The organism is Campylobacter sp. RM12637, assembly GCF_020137645.1.
GTDB lineage: Bacteria > Campylobacterota > Campylobacteria > Campylobacterales > Campylobacteraceae > Campylobacter_E.
Genome location: NZ_JACGAV010000001.1, coordinates 196,651 through 214,597, shown reverse-complemented (window position 1 = coordinate 214,597; position 17,947 = coordinate 196,651). Strand labels below are relative to the sequence as shown.

General features: G+C 27.9%; 20 protein-coding genes. 11 read left to right on the top strand and 9 right to left on the bottom strand.

Annotation, left to right across the window (positions count from 1 at the left end; all coding sequences use genetic code 11):
- Positions 1 to 5: 5 nt before the first annotated feature.
- Positions 6 to 776 carry a MetQ/NlpA family ABC transporter substrate-binding protein gene (locus AVBRAN12637_RS01095; protein WP_214119677.1) on the bottom strand — a complete coding sequence of 257 codons (771 nt, stop codon included), beginning with the start codon at positions 774 to 776 and terminating at the stop codon, positions 6 to 8.
- Between the two features lie 298 nt (positions 777 to 1,074).
- Between AVBRAN12637_RS01095 and AVBRAN12637_RS01090 the strand changes: the two genes are divergently transcribed.
- The 10 genes from AVBRAN12637_RS01090 (at position 1,075) to AVBRAN12637_RS01045 (ending at position 8,860) form a co-directional block, all read left to right on the top strand.
- Positions 1,075 to 2,190, top strand: a complete 1,116-nt coding sequence (locus tag AVBRAN12637_RS01090; RefSeq protein ID WP_336615180.1) for a Cj0814 family flagellar-dependent secreted protein — start codon at positions 1,075 to 1,077, stop codon at positions 2,188 to 2,190.
- A gap of 61 nt (positions 2,191 to 2,251) precedes the next feature.
- Complete coding sequence (locus AVBRAN12637_RS01085; protein ID WP_336615179.1) at positions 2,252 to 3,040, top strand: hypothetical protein; 789 nt, start codon at positions 2,252 to 2,254, stop codon at positions 3,038 to 3,040.
- A gap of 15 nt (positions 3,041 to 3,055) precedes the next feature.
- Complete coding sequence (locus AVBRAN12637_RS01080) at positions 3,056 to 4,129, top strand: Cj0814 family flagellar-dependent secreted protein (RefSeq protein ID WP_336615178.1); 1,074 nt, start codon at positions 3,056 to 3,058, stop codon at positions 4,127 to 4,129.
- A gap of 161 nt (positions 4,130 to 4,290) precedes the next feature.
- Complete coding sequence (locus AVBRAN12637_RS01075) at positions 4,291 to 4,944, top strand: hypothetical protein (protein WP_239803355.1); 654 nt, start codon at positions 4,291 to 4,293, stop codon at positions 4,942 to 4,944.
- 9 nt (positions 4,945 to 4,953) lie between these two features.
- Positions 4,954 to 5,571 carry a hypothetical protein gene (locus AVBRAN12637_RS01070; protein ID WP_214118894.1) on the top strand — a complete coding sequence of 206 codons (618 nt, stop codon included), beginning with the start codon at positions 4,954 to 4,956 and terminating at the stop codon, positions 5,569 to 5,571.
- Positions 5,572 to 5,601: 30 nt separating this feature from the next.
- The gene (locus AVBRAN12637_RS01065) at positions 5,602 to 6,453 is read left to right on the top strand and encodes a hypothetical protein (protein WP_214119684.1); all 852 of its coding nucleotides are present in this window, start codon (positions 5,602 to 5,604) and stop codon (positions 6,451 to 6,453) included.
- Positions 6,438 to 6,992: a cysteine peptidase family C39 domain-containing protein gene (locus AVBRAN12637_RS01060; protein ID WP_239803356.1), complete on the top strand. Its 555-nt coding sequence runs from the start codon at positions 6,438 to 6,440 to the stop codon at positions 6,990 to 6,992. The genes AVBRAN12637_RS01065 and AVBRAN12637_RS01060 overlap by 16 nt, the downstream gene beginning before the upstream one ends.
- A gap of 63 nt (positions 6,993 to 7,055) precedes the next feature.
- Positions 7,056 to 7,724: a hypothetical protein gene (locus AVBRAN12637_RS01055; protein WP_239803357.1), complete on the top strand. Its 669-nt coding sequence runs from the start codon at positions 7,056 to 7,058 to the stop codon at positions 7,722 to 7,724.
- Between the two features lie 5 nt (positions 7,725 to 7,729).
- Positions 7,730 to 8,305, top strand: coding sequence for a hypothetical protein (locus AVBRAN12637_RS01050; RefSeq protein WP_239803358.1), 576 nt, complete (start codon positions 7,730 to 7,732; stop codon positions 8,303 to 8,305).
- Positions 8,306 to 8,860, top strand: coding sequence for a hypothetical protein (locus AVBRAN12637_RS01045; RefSeq protein ID WP_336615177.1), 555 nt, complete (start codon positions 8,306 to 8,308; stop codon positions 8,858 to 8,860).
- 22 nt (positions 8,861 to 8,882) lie between these two features.
- Here the strand turns inward: AVBRAN12637_RS01045 and AVBRAN12637_RS01040 are convergent, their stop codons facing one another.
- The 6 genes from AVBRAN12637_RS01040 to AVBRAN12637_RS01015 all read right to left on the bottom strand — a co-directional run bounded on the left by AVBRAN12637_RS01040 (position 8,883) and on the right by AVBRAN12637_RS01015 (position 15,228).
- On the bottom strand, positions 8,883 to 10,085 hold the full coding sequence (locus AVBRAN12637_RS01040; RefSeq protein WP_336607648.1) for a hypothetical protein: 1,203 nt from the start codon (positions 10,083 to 10,085) through the stop codon (positions 8,883 to 8,885).
- A gap of 9 nt (positions 10,086 to 10,094) precedes the next feature.
- Positions 10,095 to 11,477, bottom strand: a complete 1,383-nt coding sequence (locus AVBRAN12637_RS01035; protein ID WP_336612910.1) for a hypothetical protein — start codon at positions 11,475 to 11,477, stop codon at positions 10,095 to 10,097.
- Positions 11,471 to 12,091: a penicillin-binding protein activator LpoB gene (gene lpoB, locus AVBRAN12637_RS01030; protein WP_214118878.1), complete on the bottom strand. Its 621-nt coding sequence runs from the start codon at positions 12,089 to 12,091 to the stop codon at positions 11,471 to 11,473. The genes AVBRAN12637_RS01035 and lpoB overlap by 7 nt, the downstream gene beginning before the upstream one ends.
- A gap of 9 nt (positions 12,092 to 12,100) precedes the next feature.
- Complete coding sequence (locus AVBRAN12637_RS01025) at positions 12,101 to 12,475, bottom strand: DUF1425 domain-containing protein (protein ID WP_214118876.1); 375 nt, start codon at positions 12,473 to 12,475, stop codon at positions 12,101 to 12,103.
- A 4-nt stretch (positions 12,476 to 12,479) separates the two neighbouring features.
- Positions 12,480 to 13,931, bottom strand: a complete 1,452-nt coding sequence (locus AVBRAN12637_RS01020) for a hypothetical protein (protein ID WP_336615176.1) — start codon at positions 13,929 to 13,931, stop codon at positions 12,480 to 12,482.
- A 112-nt stretch (positions 13,932 to 14,043) separates the two neighbouring features.
- Positions 14,044 to 15,228, bottom strand: a complete 1,185-nt coding sequence (locus tag AVBRAN12637_RS01015) for a saccharopine dehydrogenase family protein (RefSeq protein ID WP_336615175.1) — start codon at positions 15,226 to 15,228, stop codon at positions 14,044 to 14,046.
- Between the two features lie 93 nt (positions 15,229 to 15,321).
- Between AVBRAN12637_RS01015 and AVBRAN12637_RS01010 the strand changes: the two genes are divergently transcribed.
- Positions 15,322 to 15,876, top strand: a complete 555-nt coding sequence (locus AVBRAN12637_RS01010; protein ID WP_214119700.1) for a YceI family protein — start codon at positions 15,322 to 15,324, stop codon at positions 15,874 to 15,876.
- Between the two features lie 27 nt (positions 15,877 to 15,903).
- On the opposite strand, the gene AVBRAN12637_RS01005 is transcribed toward AVBRAN12637_RS01010, so the two are convergent.
- Together AVBRAN12637_RS01005 and AVBRAN12637_RS01000 are read right to left on the bottom strand one after the other, a co-directional pair.
- Entirely contained in the window at positions 15,904 to 16,842 is a 939-nt protein-coding gene (locus AVBRAN12637_RS01005) for a hypothetical protein (protein WP_336615174.1), read from the bottom strand.
- A 122-nt stretch (positions 16,843 to 16,964) separates the two neighbouring features.
- Positions 16,965 to 17,909 (bottom strand): hypothetical protein, encoded by a 945-nt coding sequence (locus tag AVBRAN12637_RS01000; RefSeq protein ID WP_214119702.1) that lies wholly within the window; start codon positions 17,907 to 17,909, stop codon positions 16,965 to 16,967.
- Between the last annotated feature and the right edge of the window lie 38 nt (positions 17,910 to 17,947).

Sequence of the window (17,947 nt, the reverse complement as noted above, 5' to 3'; positions counted from 1 at the left end):
TCTCCTTAAAAACTTGGAATTAATATATCTTTAAACTTAGTATTTAAAAACTCTCTCATTTTTTCACTTCTCATAGCCTTAAGCAAAGCTTTAGTTTTAGGGCTATTTAAATCATTGGCTCTAACAGCTAAAACGCTAGCATAATCACTATCGCTACTTTCGTGCAATATAGAATCCTTAATAGGATTTAGTCCTGCTAGTAGGGCGTAATTTGTATTAATTATCGCCAAATCACATTCATTAAGTGTTCTTGTAAGTTGTGGAGCTTCTATTTCTTTTATTGTAAGTTTTAATGGATTATCTTTAATATCTAATACTGATTTTGTGCTAGATTTTGCATCTTCATTAAAGCTTATTATATTATTTAAGGCTAGTAAATCTAAAGCTCTAGCACCATTAATAGGGTCGCTTGGTATATAAACTAAGGCATTTTTAGGCAAATCTTTAATATCTTTAATAGTATTTGAATACGCTGCCATTGGACCTAGAAATATTTTTCCTGCACTAACTAGATTTGTCCCTCTTTCTTCGTTAAAGCTTTCTAAAAATTGTCTAATTTGAGTAAAATTTGCATCTAATTCTTTATCATTTAGAGCATAATTTGGGACTATGTAATTATCAAATTCTATGATTTCTAGTTTGTATCCTTGATTTTCAACCAAGTCTTTTACATTTTCTAAAATCATAGCAGTTGGATATGGAGTTACTCCGATTTTGATTAATTTTTCATCAGCATTTAAGCTTAATAAACATAAAAATATTAATAATTTTTTCATTTGTTTTCCTTTAATTTTCAAGGTGCTTACCGCACAACAATTAAAGAAAATGTTTTTACATTTTCTTTCTAGCCCACGCTTGCTTTTTATTCATTTTTGCGTCTAGCTAGAAAGTTTAGCTAGACGCTAACGCATCTGCATCATTTATAATCCTTTTTAATTTTTTAAAGCTAATCTTAATTATAAATATTAAATAAAATAATAAAAATACTTATATTTTTTATAAGTTGTGTAAAAAAGTAACAAAATATTAAGGAATGATTTTTGCTTTTTTAAATAAATATTTAAAGGAGAGCAAATGAGAATAGAAAGTATTTCAATTTTTGATGAAGCCAAACTTCAAAAAGCTCAAAAGGCTGCAGGTGTATCATTTTCATCTATTTTTGCAAGTGAATTTGCAAGGGTAAATCCTAAGCTAGAAACTCAAGCTAAGTATTCGCTAGATAAAGACATAATAGACGCTTCAAATATCTTTATAGATAGGTTTAATAATTCAAGATTTAAGGTATTTGATAATACTCATGATTTAACTAAGCTAAATTCTAATATATCTTGGCAAGGAGATTTAACAAAAGCTAAGATTTACAATGCTACCGAGTTTGGTTATAGCGTTGATAGTAGTGGCTTTTTAGGAGCTGATTTTAACAAAGCTGCAGGCTTGCCAAATGATTTTAAAATCCATTCAAGCACACTAAAAGAAATCTCAAGACAAAATAACCTAATGACTATGCCACAAGTTGGGATTTTTAATAATATTTATGAAAATATTGATTACGCAGACACTATCAAACATCAATTTAGATTATACGAGCAAATTGTAGGAAATGTAGCCGAGTTTAGTAAAGATGATATTGCTAATATGCCAAATTATGTTGATTTGGTTGGACTTAAAATCAATAATGGCTATACATTTGATTATTCACACGCAAATATTGGCAATAAGTATTATGAGAATAAGGAAAATGCTTTACAAATAGGCTTTAAGTTTGATTATGATTTAAGCGTAAATAATAGCAGAAAGCTTAATTTTGATTTAAGTCCTTATATGAAAGATGGTGAGATTTCTAACGCAGGATTATTTGTAAGTTTTCTAGGTGGCACACAAGGGCTTAAGGTAAGCGATAGTGGGGCAACTAAGATTAAAGATGAATATAAAGAAAGAATGATTATAGAAGATGCACTAAGTAAGCTTAATCCAAATGAAGGCATAGATATTTCAAAACTAGAATTATTAACAGGGCTTAGCAAGGAAAAAATCCAAGATTATTTAGATAAGTTTGAAGATGAGAAAAAATTAAAAGAAAAGGTAAGAGAGTTAAGCCAGAGCCTAGCAGTAGATGCTTTATTAAACAATAATTATTCAAATGATTTTAGGGCTAATGCTAAGGATTTTTATAAAAGAGTTCAGATATAAATTAAATATCTATTAATATTTTTTTAAACCTACCGATATAGAAAAATAACGGGGGTTTAAAATGCAAATAACAAATAACAATTATATAAATTATCAAACAAATATTAAAAATCAAATTCCAACCACTCAAACTCCTAAAGATAATCTAAAAGAACAAATCGCAAATATTTTAAAAGACGCCCCACAAGATGAATGGGGCACATATGATCCAAATGCTGTGCTTAGTAAAATAGGAGCTTATGAAAAAGGCAGTAAGATTTATGAAGCCTTAGAAAACGAAATGCTAAAAGGAATAATTACTTACGAAAAAGACCCAAACGAAGAAATATTAAGCACAAAAGATTCTCTTAAAGTAAATAAGTGTGATCCTGCTTGGGTTGTATCACTTAAGCTAGAAGTTCAACCTTTGTTTAAATTTGAAAACAATTCAATATATCAAAGAGCTTTTTATCAAAATAACGATGATTCAAAAGAGCTTTTAGAATTTTTAAAAGAAAATCCCATAGACAAACTATCTTTAAGTGATAAAAAATTTAAAAAATCATTTGAAGATAATGATAATAGATTAGAAATGTTGTTTGCAAATGAAGAAATCAGCATAGAAGACTTTAAAAAAGAATATTTAAAATTAAAAGCTTTTTATGATGAGAATAAGTTAAAAGAAGAAAAAGAAGAACAAACTAAAGAAAAACCATTCGAAGCCATAGAAGTAAAAGGCTCTAACACTCGTGAAAGTATGGAAGATATTTTAAGCAAACTTGATATTCAAAATATCAAAGATGAAAGAGATTTATTAGCTATTTTAATGGCGTATAAAAATAGCAAGAATTTATATGATAAAAGAGTTTAAAATAAAGGAATAATTATGAAAATAAATTCTTATTCAACATATCAAATAACTAATATAAGCAAAAAAGAAACAAATAACGAGATTAAAAAAGTAGACAATAAAGCAGATGATAAAAAGGTAGGTGAAGTATTAGGATACGGAGTTGATAAAGATGGCTTTTTTACAAGTGATTTTAATAAAGCCGCAGGTATTCCGGATAATTATAAAATCCACAGCGATAGTTTAAAATCTTTAGTAGAACAAAACAATAAAGCTCATATAATAGGTAAAAGATTCATGGAAATTGATATAGCAAAAAGCGTTGGAAATGCTTATAAAGTCTTAAGCCAAGTTGTAAGTGAAGATTTTTTAAACTCTAAAGAATTTTTTAACAAAGAAGATATTAACAATTTGCCATGTGGGTTTGAGATAGATAATAGTACCTTTAGTGTAGGCAAGATTTTACAAACTAGATATGATTTTGAAGATTATAATGATAAGAATATTCATGCACGAGATTTTCAAAGAATAAAGGGTGCTGATACACTATTTCATTATGATGGTGATGGCAAAATGGATATGTTTCCCGTGCATAGCGATAGTTTTTCTCAAGGTTATTCTATTTTATGGGACGCTAAAGGCGATAATTATAAAAACAATCAAGGAGATGTAAGTCGTGGTGGAATATTAATAGCCGTATTAAGAAATAATCATTTTTTAGTAGAAGGCGAGAGAACTTATTGGGGCAAGATGAGTGGCGGGGATAGATTTGTAGATTATAAAGAATTCGCACAAAATGTCGCAAAACCACTTAATTCTATGGTAGCAAAAGGTTTAATAACGCAAAGCGATATTTCAAAAATGCCAAAATATTTAGCTGATGAAGCAAATAGATTATCACAAGATTTTAAAAGAGCAAGAAGTGAAGAATTAGCAAAAGAATATAAAAAAATACTAAATTGGTATGAAAAACTAGCTTATGAAATGCTAAGTGGTAAAAATCTAAAAGCTCCTAAAGATATAGATAGTTATGAAACATTTGAAGAGTTTTTGCAAGTGGCTTTACAATACAGCCAAAAAAATATAAGTTTATTTGATATAAAAGTTTAAATTCCTATTTCAAATTCCATTAATTTTAAAGGAATTTAAAATTATGAATTATTTAAAAATATTACGAAAAGTAACAAATATTAATAATATTTTTAATATTAAGTTTTATTTAAAATTAGTTAAAGTATTATGAGATTTTATTTTAAAACAAAGGAGAAAAAATGTTTAAAAAAACATTAAAAGTTTTATCTTTAGTTGCCGTTTTAGGCTTAAGTGCTAATGCTAATGATTTATTAGCAGATATTAGCAAAGGTGCTATAAGCGATAGTTCATTAGGTGTTAAGGTATTAAATACTGAAGAAATGAATAAGGTTCGTGGCGGGTATGTTTTAACCGATATATACACATATGGTGGTATGGCATTTGTGTTGGCTATCCCACATACATCAAATGAGTTAGGCGCTAGATTTAATAGTGATGGTTTATTGATAAAAAATAGTATAGGGCTTTGTCCTTTAGGGCAAACTCAATGTTACGCGAATCCTAGTACTAGAGAGCATATTGATAGAAATTACGGCAGACTTGTAGATTATATTAGCGCATTAGGCGGCAGAACTATAACAGGTCATGTTTTATTATACGGTATAAAAAATACAAATGTGGGTAATGGAGTGATGGCACCAGTTACTCATGTATATGCTGTAGAAAAAGAGTATTTAAATCTTTCAAATGCTAGTACAGTTCGAGAATTAATATATATGCTTAATCGTTGGTTTGACCATGAAGCTACGAATAGTTTTCAATTAGAATATAATCAAGTATTAAGAGAAATAAAACAAGCAGTAGGAGCAGATTTGCTAAGAATGGCAAGATAAGGATTTATTATGATGGTTAATGGAGTAAATAATTTTTCAAATACTTATGCAAATACGCTTAATAATAAAAACTCACAAAATAAAGCAAATGATGGGGCTAGTTTAGAATATCTAAAACTAGCTCAAGAAAAGCTAGAAAACGATCCGACCTATAAACCATTATATGACAATAATTTAGGTCTTCGTGATAAGCTAACTTATGGTATGTATGGAGCGTTAGACCCTGATGTTGTAAAGAATATAAGGTTGGAATTGGAGAAATCTCCAGACATTGATCCAGAAGAATTAGTAAAAACTCTAAATAAACTTTTTAAAAATTTAGATAAATTAACTTCAGATAGCATAAATGATGAAGAAAAAAATAAATTAATGAAAAGTATTTTTTCTAATACAGATGAAGATTTAAAAATATCACAATCTAAAGAAGAAATTAAGCAAGAAGAAAAAGAAGAACAAACTAAAGAAAAACCATTCGAAGCCATAGAAGTAAAAGGCACTAGCACTCGTGAGAATATGGAAGAAATACTTAGCAAAATTAATATTCAAAATATTAAAGATGAAAGAGATTTATTAGCTATATTTTTAGCCTATAAAAATGGCGAGAATTTATATGATAAAAGGGTTTGAAATTTTATATTTTAAATTGAAAGGAAGAGTTTGAAAAAGTTATTTTTTATAGCATTTACTTTAAGCTTTTTATTTGGCTCTGATGCTATTACTATTGATAGTCTTTTTAAAAGACAAATCGGACTTAGAAGCATTACAAGTCTTAGTTTAATCACTAGCGGGAATGCTAATATCTACACAAGTTATCCAAGTCTAATAATAGGAGGCGATCCTGTGATTTGGACTGATAATAAAAGGCTTAGTTTGAATGAAACTTTGATATATTCATTTAATAACAAGCTTGATTTTATAACTTCAATTGGCGCTAATGCTACTAGAAATGAATATAGTAATTTTTTTACGGGTAAGCCTATGAGTGAAACTCATTATTCATTTGAGAGCTTGTGGCTTGGGTTTAATTATAGATTTGATAGTTTTAGTGATAAAATACTTAGTTTTTCTTATCAAGCAGGATTATTACAAAGAGAAAAAGCACTTGATACAAATAAAAGTTTTTATTTTAAATCACATTCAGCTAAGCTAAACTTAAAAGGATATAGCGACCCTGCTATTTGGGGTATTTATATGGGATTTACATATAATGATACTAGGACTTTTGATAAACTAGCGATAAATTATGGAAATTCTTATAATTTTGGTGCAAATCTTAGTATAGTATTAAGCCCTAAAATTACGCTTGATTTAGAAGCTTCACAGAGTTTTCAAGCAGCTCAGAAAATCAATGGTGTAAAATATACAAATCTAAGAAGTATCCCAACATATAGTGTAGGCTCAACTTATAGTATAAATGATGATACAAGTATCAGTTTTAACGCTAGTTTTGGTGGTGGTTCAGCTGCTCCTGATAGTGTGTTTGGTATTAGCTTATGGCAAAAATTCTAATAATCTTTATAACTATAACTTGTCTTAATGCCGAGTTTGCAGTGAAGTCTTATAGACAAATCAAAAATAACTCCGTAGTAAGACAAAGTTATGAAGAATCTTGTGGGGCAAGTAGTATAGCGACATTGCTAAATCTAACAAATATCAAGCGTTTTAGTGAAAAAGATATTTTAGAAGTTTTAGATAAAAATACTAATATGCTAAGTTTTAATGAATTAAATAATGCGTTAAATAAATTGGGTTTTAATGCAAAAGCTTATAAATTAAATCGTAATATGTTTGAAAAAATATTCGTGCCTTTTATAGTAAAGATTGAAAATGACCCGAGATTTCCACATTTTGTAGTGGTAAATAATATTAATGGGGATTTTGTGAAAGTATATGACCCAAGCTTTGGCGAATATCTAAGCTCTAAAAAAGAATTTTATAGCGTATGGGATAAAGATGGTTTAGGTGGATACGCTCTAATAATTAAGCCAAATATTACAAAAGAACTAAAGCCAAATTTACCACGCCCAAGTCAAATAAAAGAAATTTAAATAAGTTTTATATTTTTAAAGTTTTTGTTAATTTTGCTGATATAGATGATAAAGGAGATGATTATGAAAATAACGGCTAATTCTTATATAACATATCCAACAACTAAAATTAGTAAAAAAACAAATAATGATAACCTAGATATTCAAGCTAATAAACCTTATTATGAAGATGGAAAGGCTAGTTTAGAATATCTTAAACTAGCCCAGCAAAAGCTAGAAAACGATCCGACTTATAATCCTTTTAATGATAGAAATTTAAATCTTGGAGAAAAGGCAAGTTATTGTGTGTTTGGAGCATTAGACCCTGATTTAGTAGAAGAAATAAGCAAAGAATTTATGAAAAATTGGGTAGAAATTGATAAAAAAGAGCTTGATAGAACGCTAAACTCACTAAATATGCCATCTTTAGGTTTGCCTGATGATTTTCCTTTAGGTTATATAGATAGTAAGAAAATGCCAAGCGTTGAAGAATTACAAGCTAGAGTTAAAGAAAAAGAAAATTTAAGAAATAATGCAATAAATACAAAAGAAGAAATTAAACAAGAAGAAAAAGAAGAACAAACTAAAGAAAAACCATTTGAAGCCATAGAAGTAAAAGGCACTAGCACTCGTGAAAGTATGGAAGATATTTTAAGCAAAATTAATATTCAAAATATTAAAGATGAAAGAGATTTATTAGCTATATTTTTAGCTTATAAAAATGGCGAGAATTTATATGATAAAAGGGTTTAGTTAAAATGACAATCATAAATAACAATCAGAGTATTTTGGATTTAAGGCAAATATTTTTAAGAGATGAGATAAGGACTGAAACTAATAAAGATTTAAATTCTAAGCCAGTAAGCTCTGATGATTTAAAAGGCATTTCTAATTTATATAATCACGATAATTGGGGCAAGAGTTTTAGTGGGGTTAGTAAGAATGGCGAAGTTACTATTTATGGCAAACTATTAGGGTTTGATGATAAAAGCAATTTAAATGAATTAAGCGAACTTTTAAGCTTTATTATGACTAATTCAAATTCAATAAACGGACAAATCGCCTTAAATGATGAGTTAGAAAGCTTATTAAATAGTGATTTAAGCATAGAAGAATTTAAACCTAGATGGCTTTTAGCAATTACTAAGGATTTAGCAGCAAAAGAGCTAGATACTAAAGAGATTAAAAGAGAACCGATTGAAGTAAAGAGCGATTTAAATGTGTATAAAGAAAACTTAGCAAACTTGGTAAAATCTCTAAGAGAGCAAAAAGATAGTTATGATGCTTATGTTTTATCTATGCTAGAAACCGAGTTTATAAACAAAAGGACATAAATGCAAATTAACTCATCTTTAAATCAAATAAATCTCATTAATACAAATAATAAAGATTTAAAAAAGATAGATTTAAGTAAAGAGCTTAGCCAAATTGCTAAGCCTAATGATATGTTTGATTTGTTTTTACAAGTTCAAAATGATTATAAGACAGATAGTATTTATCAAAGAGCTTTTGCAAAGCATTCTGATATAGAGATTAAAAAAGATTTGCAAAGCTTTTTGCAAGCAAATCCTATAAATAGTAGTAGTGGTAGCTTTACATATTATGATGATTTAAGATTTAATTTTAGCGATGATGAAAGGCTTTTTAGATTATTTGCAGATGAAAAAATAAGCATAGATGATTTTAAAAAAGAATATCTAAAAATAAAAGCTGAATATGAAGAAGAAAAGCCTAGAGAAAAAATAGAAGTAAAAGGCACTAGCACTCGTGAAAGTATGGAAGAAATACTTAGCAAAATTAATATTCAAAATATCAAAGATGAAAGAGATTTATTAGCTATTTTAATGGCATATAAAGATAGTAAGAATTTGTATGATAAAAGAATTTGAATAAATCAAATTCTTTTTATTTTTAAAATATAAATCCACCACCTTGAACCGGTGTTATATCTTTTACATCTTTTCCGTTTGCATCATTACTTGTAGAGTTGTTGCCAATATTTTTAAATCTACAAATATCGCCTTTATTTGCATTACCTTCTAGTATTTTTGCATAGCTTGTTTTAGCATTTGCATTAGTTACTTGCACTAAAGCACTAAAAATTTCTTCGTAGCCGTTTAGCTCTTTTGTGTAACTATCATAGATTTTATCACCTTTTTTATAGCATTCTAGTTGTGTATTTATAGGTAGGCTTTGAGTAAAAACTGCTTGATTATTGCTGATTTTTTCTATTTTTGGTGGATAAATAGCAGCCTGAGTGTTTAATACAATAGTGCTTGCAATATTGTTTAAAATACTATCATAATCTTTAGATTTTATATCAAGGCTTATGCTATCAGCAAATCTTATTTGTCTAGTTGCAAATGTAATAACTTGATAATTTATACTAACACTTACTTTAGAACTACTACCACTGCCAATAATTGAGTAATTTTTATTAGTTGTATTAACATCGCTTATGGTGTAAAGCAATATATAATCAGTGCCTAGATTTTGACCTAATTTTAAGGCTTCATCTTTATTTGCGTCATTTAAAATTATATCTCTTTCAACAGCTAATGCTTCTCCTGCTTGTCTATCCAATAAATCAAATTTACGAGTTTTGTGGATATTGCTTTCTATTTTAAACCTTAAATCTCTTAATATTTGTTCGCTATCTCTTCCTAATAAAGAAAAATTATTCGGACTTAGAGCAGGTGCTACGATGATTTTTCTTCTATCGTTTTTCATTCCGGCTAGTTCGTATTTTTTTGAAACTGCTGTTTTTTGAATACTTACGACTACTCTAAATCCATCTTCTGTTTTTGTATTTTCTATAACTTCAAAAGAGCTAAAGCGACCATTTGTTGCTTTGCTAATTTTTTGATTAAATAAAGCATTAATGTTTGTTCCGTCTGCACTTGATTCTAATTGTGTTTGACTAAAAGAATTACTAGCTTTAATATATGCACCATTTAGCTTAGTAACAGCTTGTGCTAATGCATTATCAACGGCTTCGCTATAAGTAATGCCGTAGCCTTCTCCGGTAGCAGTTTTTGTGCTAGTTGTAGTTACTACTTTAGCATTTAGGCTTACTAAAAATAAGCCTAAAAAAATAATTAATATCTTTTTCATAATTTAATCCTAGAAATCATCAACTTCTACATTTTTAGAGCGAATTACTTTTGAAGTATTTGTTGGTGGTGTTATTGCTTGTGTAGGTTTTAAACCACTTTTTGATTCATGAACGCTTGCAGGCGAATAATATACCATCACTCCTGTTACACCTTGCTCACCTTTTGTTTTTCTCCAATTATTTACAATTTTTGTGCCAATTAGTTTCATACTTGCACTAGCACTCATATTTTCTTGGAATACTGTTGAAATAGCATTTTCTTCTACTAAACCACCTGTTTGCTCATCAATGCCATCTTTGCTCTTAACTTCAACTGCTACTTTTTCCATAGCTCTTTGAACTGTTCTTTCTCTTTCTTTTGTGCTAATTTGAGTTCCTATAAACATAGCTAGATTTTGCTCTGCTTTCATTTGTGCAACTTTAATAGCGTTTTCAGCTTTTCTATCTGCAAATTTACCTTTATTTTCATAGTTTTTCATACCATAAGAAATTAATGCTGGTTGGCAATTTTCATCATAGAAAAATGTAAGCCCTAATTTTGAAAGTGGGGTTTTAATACTATTTGCTAATTCTCTTGCATTTTTGCATTGTTCTTTTTTAGCTGTTGGTTTTGCTAAATATCCACCTTTTAAAGCTTCTGCTAATTCTATTGATTTAGGTGATATATAAGCTACTAGACCAACTTGGTCATAGCCATTTTTACCTTTTACAATATAATTTTCATAAGGAATTAAACCATTTACAGCACCAAATGCTGTTTTAAGCGATTCTGTTTTAAAATCTTGAGAGTTTTTGATTTTTTCAGCTTTATAAATTAACTCTTGTTCTTTTATAGCATCATCTCCTACGATTTTTTTAATTAGTGCATTTATAATGTTTTCTGCTGTTCTGTTTTTTTCTTTTTGACTTTTAATTTCTTGCTCTATTAATTTATCAATATCAGCATCACTTAAATCATCGCCATAACCACTTAAAATAGCTTTTGTTTGATAAATGCCGTATTTTTCCATAACGATTTTTGCTTTTAATCTTAAAAATGCTTCACTATAAGCACTTGCTAAATAATCATAGTATTTTGGGTCTTCTCTAAATACAGGAATTGGAATAGCAGGAGAAATGAAAGCTTCTCTTCCACTTGCTTTATCTTCTATTTGTTCTGCTACTTCACTCATCATTCTTAAAATATCATTTTCATCATCAACAAAGCCATTGTTTTCATCGCTAATTGGCAACACTTCATCAACTGAAGGTTTTATATTTTGACTTACAACACTTTCTTCTTTTGGTGTTGTTACTTCATTAACTACTTCTTGATTTTTAGTTTCTTCTGCAAATGCTCCAATACTTAAAATACCTGCTAATACAGAACTTAACAATACTTTTTTTACCATGCTACACTCCTATTTGAACCAAGTTTATTAATTTTTATTTCATCTTCCCAAATTGCTAAGCCATTATCAAGATTTGTAACCGTCATTTGGAAATAATAATCAACTCTTTGAGAATCACTAAAAGTTCCTTTAATTCTAGTATTTCTTTGAATTATTTTACCGCTTAAAGACCTATTTGCACTCAAGATTGTGCCTTTTTTAGCGATTGTTTTTTGATTAAATTCGTCATTATCTCTTAATTCTCTTGTAGCGTGGGTCATATTATCCTCAGCCCCATTAGCTCCAATTGCTGTTGTTACATAAACACGACCAGAATTAAGTAAAGCAATTCTTATTTTTTTAGTAAGAATATCTGTATCAAAATGTTGCATTGTATCATTAGTAATCCTACTCATTACAAGAATATGGCGTTCGTTTGGATTTGAAGTAGCAAAAACAGGGCTTGCTAACATAGAATTAATCAAATCTCTTGCCGCATTTTGTAAATCTATATCATCAATACCTAGTGAAACAGGCTGATTTTTGCCATTATTTACTTCATCAACGACATAACTTGGTGCAGCTGCACAAGCTCCTAAACTTAGTGCTAAAGCTAGTGTGTAGTATTTTTTCATTTTGTCTCCTTAATTAAATTTGTTAATTTTTATTTTGTAATTATGTGCGTTTGCTGGAGCACCTAATTTTATATATTTTGTTTCTTTTGGTTGTAGTGTTAGCTCTTTTTTAGCTAAACCTAAATTATCAACATGCATACCATTATCATAAAACCAATCTTGTGAGTATTTAAGATTTAGTTCATTATTGCTTATATTAGTAAGTTCAATACTAATTATTAGGTTATTAAAATCATTATTGCTTCTTTCTTCGCATTTTAGAATTTTATTTAAATCTTCATCTAAATAGCTTACATTAAAGCATTGATTGTTTTTGATTACATTTGCATTGTTAGCACACGAACATAAAAATACAGCAAAAGCTGTTAAGATATATTTTTTCATTTTTTTACCTTTCTTCAAATATTGTTATATATTCAGTTCCTATTGTAGGAATTTTTACAAGTATTACATAATGTTTATTTATATCTAATTCTTGTGAAAATAGTGTTTGAGAATTTGGACTTGCAATATTTATACTTCCACTATTTGCAATTCTAATTGCTTGATAGTTTTTAGGTAAACCTATAAAGTATCTAATATCAGAATGGTTTAATAAATTATTTACCAAATCAACACCTATGCCAGAATATAAATTCTCTTTATTGGCTTTTACACTAATCATTGTTTTAGTAATCGCTCTTAAAAAAGACTTAGATATTCTAGGTATTAATGTAGCTTTGTATTCAGCGCCTATTATTTTATCCATATCACTTAGAAGCCTTGTTTTTTGATTATTTGCTACTATAAATGGATAAGCATCGCTACTATCTCCTAAAATTGCTATTGAAAACACTAAACTACTAACGGCTAATTGATTAGCATAAACAGAGTATTTTTCATTTCCAAAAGGAATTTTATAATCTATATCATTATCGTTTTTCTTAATAAAAACAATAGGCAATGATAGATTAAATTCTTTTAAAGATTTAGATTTACCATTTTCATAAATTACCCAAATATATTTATTTGTTTTAGATATTTGCATTCCTTTTTTTATTTTATTTGCTATTCTTTTAGTGTTGAAATTGTTTTTAGCTAATTCATAATCTTGATAAAACAACAAATCATTTTCTTGAGAATAAACTTCTTTTAATAAATCAATAGAATTATTTGACCTACCATCTAAAATATAATAAAGAGCAGAAAAATAGCTAACAAATGGATTAGAATAATTAGCATAAGACTTATAAGCAGGAATTGGGACACTATTATTTATAATGTCTATTACTTCATTACTTTCTCTAGGTTTTTGTTGTAAGTAGTTTAATTCGCTTAAAATATCGCTTTCAAATTCTTCTTTATTTCTTTTTTGTCTATCTAAGGCTCTTTTGATTTCAACTCCAGCTTCATCGTATTCGCCTAAAGCTAGATAACTCATTGATTTGTATGTATTAGTTAGCATTTTTTCATAATATTGACCGCTATAATCAGTTATATTATCATTAAAAAGACCTTCTAAAACTCCTTCTCCAATCTTTAACAATAGATTTTTTTCATCTTTATCTTTATAACCATCTTCAACCAAATCAAATAGCTTAATACTATCTTTATAAGACTTACACAAGAATGCTTGATATCCGTAATAATTGCCGTTGTAAAGTGGGTCTTTAATCTTTTCTAATACATTTTCTTTTGAGTATTTTAGCTCTTTTTTCGTAAGTAATTCGCAGTCTTTAGTATCTAAAGAATATATTTTATTTTTATTTTCTTCTTCGTAGCCTAAAAAGACAGAAGAACAAGCATTTAATACTAATAAAGTAAAAACTAAAACAAAAACTTTTAACAAAACTCTTAACATCGCCGACCCCCCCCCCATTTTTAAAAAACGCCATTTTATAAAAACTTAATTAATATATATTAATTTTTTTTAAATTCAATAATTCTTAAATAATAAGAATTATTGTTTATTTTTATAGCTCTAGTATTTTAATAGGAAGACCCATTTTATTCATTTCATCAAAGAATGGTTTTGCATCAAATTCTTCCATATTAAACACACCTTTTCCGCTCCATTTACCACTTGCTATTAAATATGTTCCAATTGCAGCAGGAACGCCTGTTGTGTAGCTTACTGCTTGAGCGCCAGTTTCAGCGTAGCATTCTTCATGCACGCAAACATTATAAACATATACTTTTTTAGCCTTGCCATCTTTAATACCTTCAATAATACAACCTATGTTTGTCTTGCCTTTAGTCCTTGCACCAAGACTTGCAGGGTCAGGTAAAAGTGTCTTTAAAAACTCAATAGGAATTATCTTCATTCCTTGATGTTCAACTGGCTCAATTCCTAGCATACCTACATTTTTAAGACAATTCATATGTTGAATATAGCTTTGTCCAAAAGTCATAAAAAATCTAATTCTTTTTAAACCTTTTATATTTTTACATAAGCTCTCAAGTTCTTCGTGATAAAGTAAATAGCTATCTTTAACCCCAACTTCAGGATAATCGTGTTCAACTTTAATCTCAAGTGGTTTAGTCTCAATCCACTCGCCATTTTCCCAATATCTACCATTTGCACTAACTTCTCTTAAGTTTATTTCAGGGTTAAAATTAGTTGCGAAAGCATAGCCGTGATCTCCTGCATTACAATCCATAATATCAATTGTATGAATTTCATCAAATAAATATTGCTGCGCATACGCACACATAACATTCGTTGCACCTGGGTCAAATCCACTTCCAAGCAGTGCAGGAACACCAGCTTTTAAAAAGTCATTATTTCTAGCCCATTGCTCTTTATATTCAAATTTAGCTAAATCAGGATGTTCGTAATTTGCTGTATCAATGTATGGAATTTTAGTTTGAGAACAAGCGTCCATTAAAGCTAAATCTTGATAAGGTAAAGCCACATTTAATAAAATCGTAGCGTTTATATCTTGTATAAGCTTAACAACTGCATTTGTATCATCAGCATTAATCGTAGCAGTTGCAATCTCAACTCCTAAACGCTCTTTAATAAAACTTGCTATTTCATCACATTTGCTTTTTGTTCTACTTGCAAGCGTGATTTTATCAAAATATTTATATTCAGCTGCTTTATAGGTTGCTACACGGCTAACTCCACCAGCTCCAATTATTAATAAATGTTTCATATTTTCTCCTTTTAGCTTATGATAAAATATTTATGATAATGATTAATCTTTTTATGAGATTATATTAGTCTTATTTTATTTTAGGAGTATATTATGAAAAAATTATTTTTAGCTTTAAGCTTAGCAGGTATTTTAGGTGCTAGTGAATTTGTTCTTGATAAAGTTCATACTAGCGTTGAATTTAGCGTTAAACATATGTTAGTTTCTAATGCTAAGGGCAAATTTAAAAGTTTTGATGCGATGATAGATTTTGATGAAGCTAATAAAACTTTTAAAGTATTTAATGCAAGCGTTGATGTAGCAAGCGTTGATACAAATAGTGAAAAAAGAGACGAGCATTTAAAATCAAGTGATTTTTTAAATGAAAAAGTTAATCCAAAACTTACTTTTGTTATGAGTAAATACGAAAAAGTAAGTGATACACAAGGAAAAATGACAGGGGAATTAAACATAAATGGCGTTAAAAAAGAAGTAACATTTGATGTTGCTATCAATGGTGTTGCTACAATGGGAGATAAAACTAAACTTGGGTTTGACCTAAATCTTGACCTTTTAAGAAAAGATTTTGATGTAGCAAAAGATACAAATGAGGGCTTAGTAGCAAACGAAGTAAAAGTTCAAATTTTTGCTGAAGCTGATAAAAAATAATTAAAATTAAGAATTTGAAATTTTATTTCAAATTCTTATATCAATTAATCTTGTATCGCTTAAATCTTTTTTAAATTCTTTCGTAAAATCTATAAAATCTCCTAGCTTATCACTACTTATTAAATCTTTTAATTTATCTTCGCTTATTTTTAATTCATTACTTATGTTTTGGATATTAAATTTTTGTAATATTTCTTTTTCGTTATTATCTAAAGATTGTGATTTTTTAAGTTTTTCAATTATATTATTAAGTTTAATTTGTTCTTTTGTTTCTTTATTTAATTCTTCAGTTATATTAGTATTTATTTTTTTGTGTGAAATTGTCATAAAAGGTAGATTATCTAAAAATACTCCGTATTCATAAACAATATCTTTAAAATCATATTTTTCAGCAATTGTTATATAACCATCAAGATTTTTATCCATACTAATAGTTTCATCAAGTATTGTGCTAATATCAGTTGATTGTTTATTATCAACAGTCAAAATACTTGGAACATAACTTGCAACTTTAGTAGCTTGTCCTGAACCATCTTTAGTTGGCTCTATATATAAAGCAAATGCATAGATAGTATAATCAATTTCTTTTTTATCTACTTCTCCATCGTTATTTCTATCGGCTGCTAAAAAATTACTCTTATACGCTACATCGCTAAACCACCCAGCGACAAAACTTGCTGCATCTTTATCTAAAATAATGCCTTTGCTAGTATCAATGAAATTATCTTCATTAAAAAATTCTTTTAATCTATTAATATTCTTGTCACTAAGTTTTACTCCGATATTACTTTCATCAAATTTAAAAAATACATTGTAATTTTGCTCTTTATTTGTCTTAATCTCAAAATTATTTTTATTTATATTATCTTTTAAATTGCTAATATCTTTAGTATTTAATTCTTTAGTTTTAACATTATCAGCCCAAGACATTGCTATATTTTTTACTTGCGAGATATCTATTTTCATAAAAATTCCTTAAAATTAATACTTTTAAAATTAATTGGTTTGATTTTAATTAATACTATTATTATTTTATTTAATATTTTGATATATTGTAACTTTTAGTAATAATTAATTAAAAATAAAAATTAAACCTTAATATCAATTAATTTTGTATCGCTTAAATCTTTTTTAAATTCTTTTGTAAAATCTATAAAATCACTTAATTTATCATTTGTAATTAACTCTTCTAATTTATCTTCGCTTATTTTTAAATTAATATTAAAATCTTTTAAGAGTTTCTTTTCATCATTTGTTAGACTTTTTAGGCCTTGATTTTTAAGTTTTGCTAAGGCTGCTAATTTTTTTAATTCTTCTAATTCTTTCTCTTTTAATTTATCTGTATTTGCAATCTTATATAAGCTAATAAAATCATTATTATTTTTATTATTAGATACTTCTATGTTATCTTCAAAATATCCCTTTTCGCCTACATTTAGAAATTCGCCAAATGTAATAATACCATCAAGATTTTTATCATTATTTAAACTAGCATTTAAAGTATAGCTAATATCAGCATAGTATTCATCATTATCTGCTAAAAATTTACTCTCTTCATAGCCTTTTACATAATTAGTGATTATATATTCACCTTTATTATCTCTTCTATATTCAAGCCTTTCAAGTATAAAGTTTAATGTCTTTTTTCCTTCTTTATTGCTTAGCTCCCCATTACCATCAACATCAGCTTCAAGGAATTTTCGTTTATAAGCAATATCACTAAACCACCCAGCTACAAAGCTTGCTGCGTCTTTATCTAAAATAGTGCCTTTACTATTAAAAATGAAATTATCTTCATCAAAAAATTCTTTTAACCTATTGATATTATTTTCACTAAGTTTTATTCCGATATTACTTTCATCAAATTTAAAAAACACATTGTAATCTTGCTCTTTATTTGTCTTAATCTCAAAATTATTTATATTTATTGCATTTTTTATATTGTATAAATCAAAAGAATTTAAAGAATTTGAATTAATTTTATCTTGCCAAGCTATAGGCGTATTTAAATAGTTTCCTAGATAATGTCTCATAAAAAATCCTTTAAAATTATGACTAAATTAGATCTAGC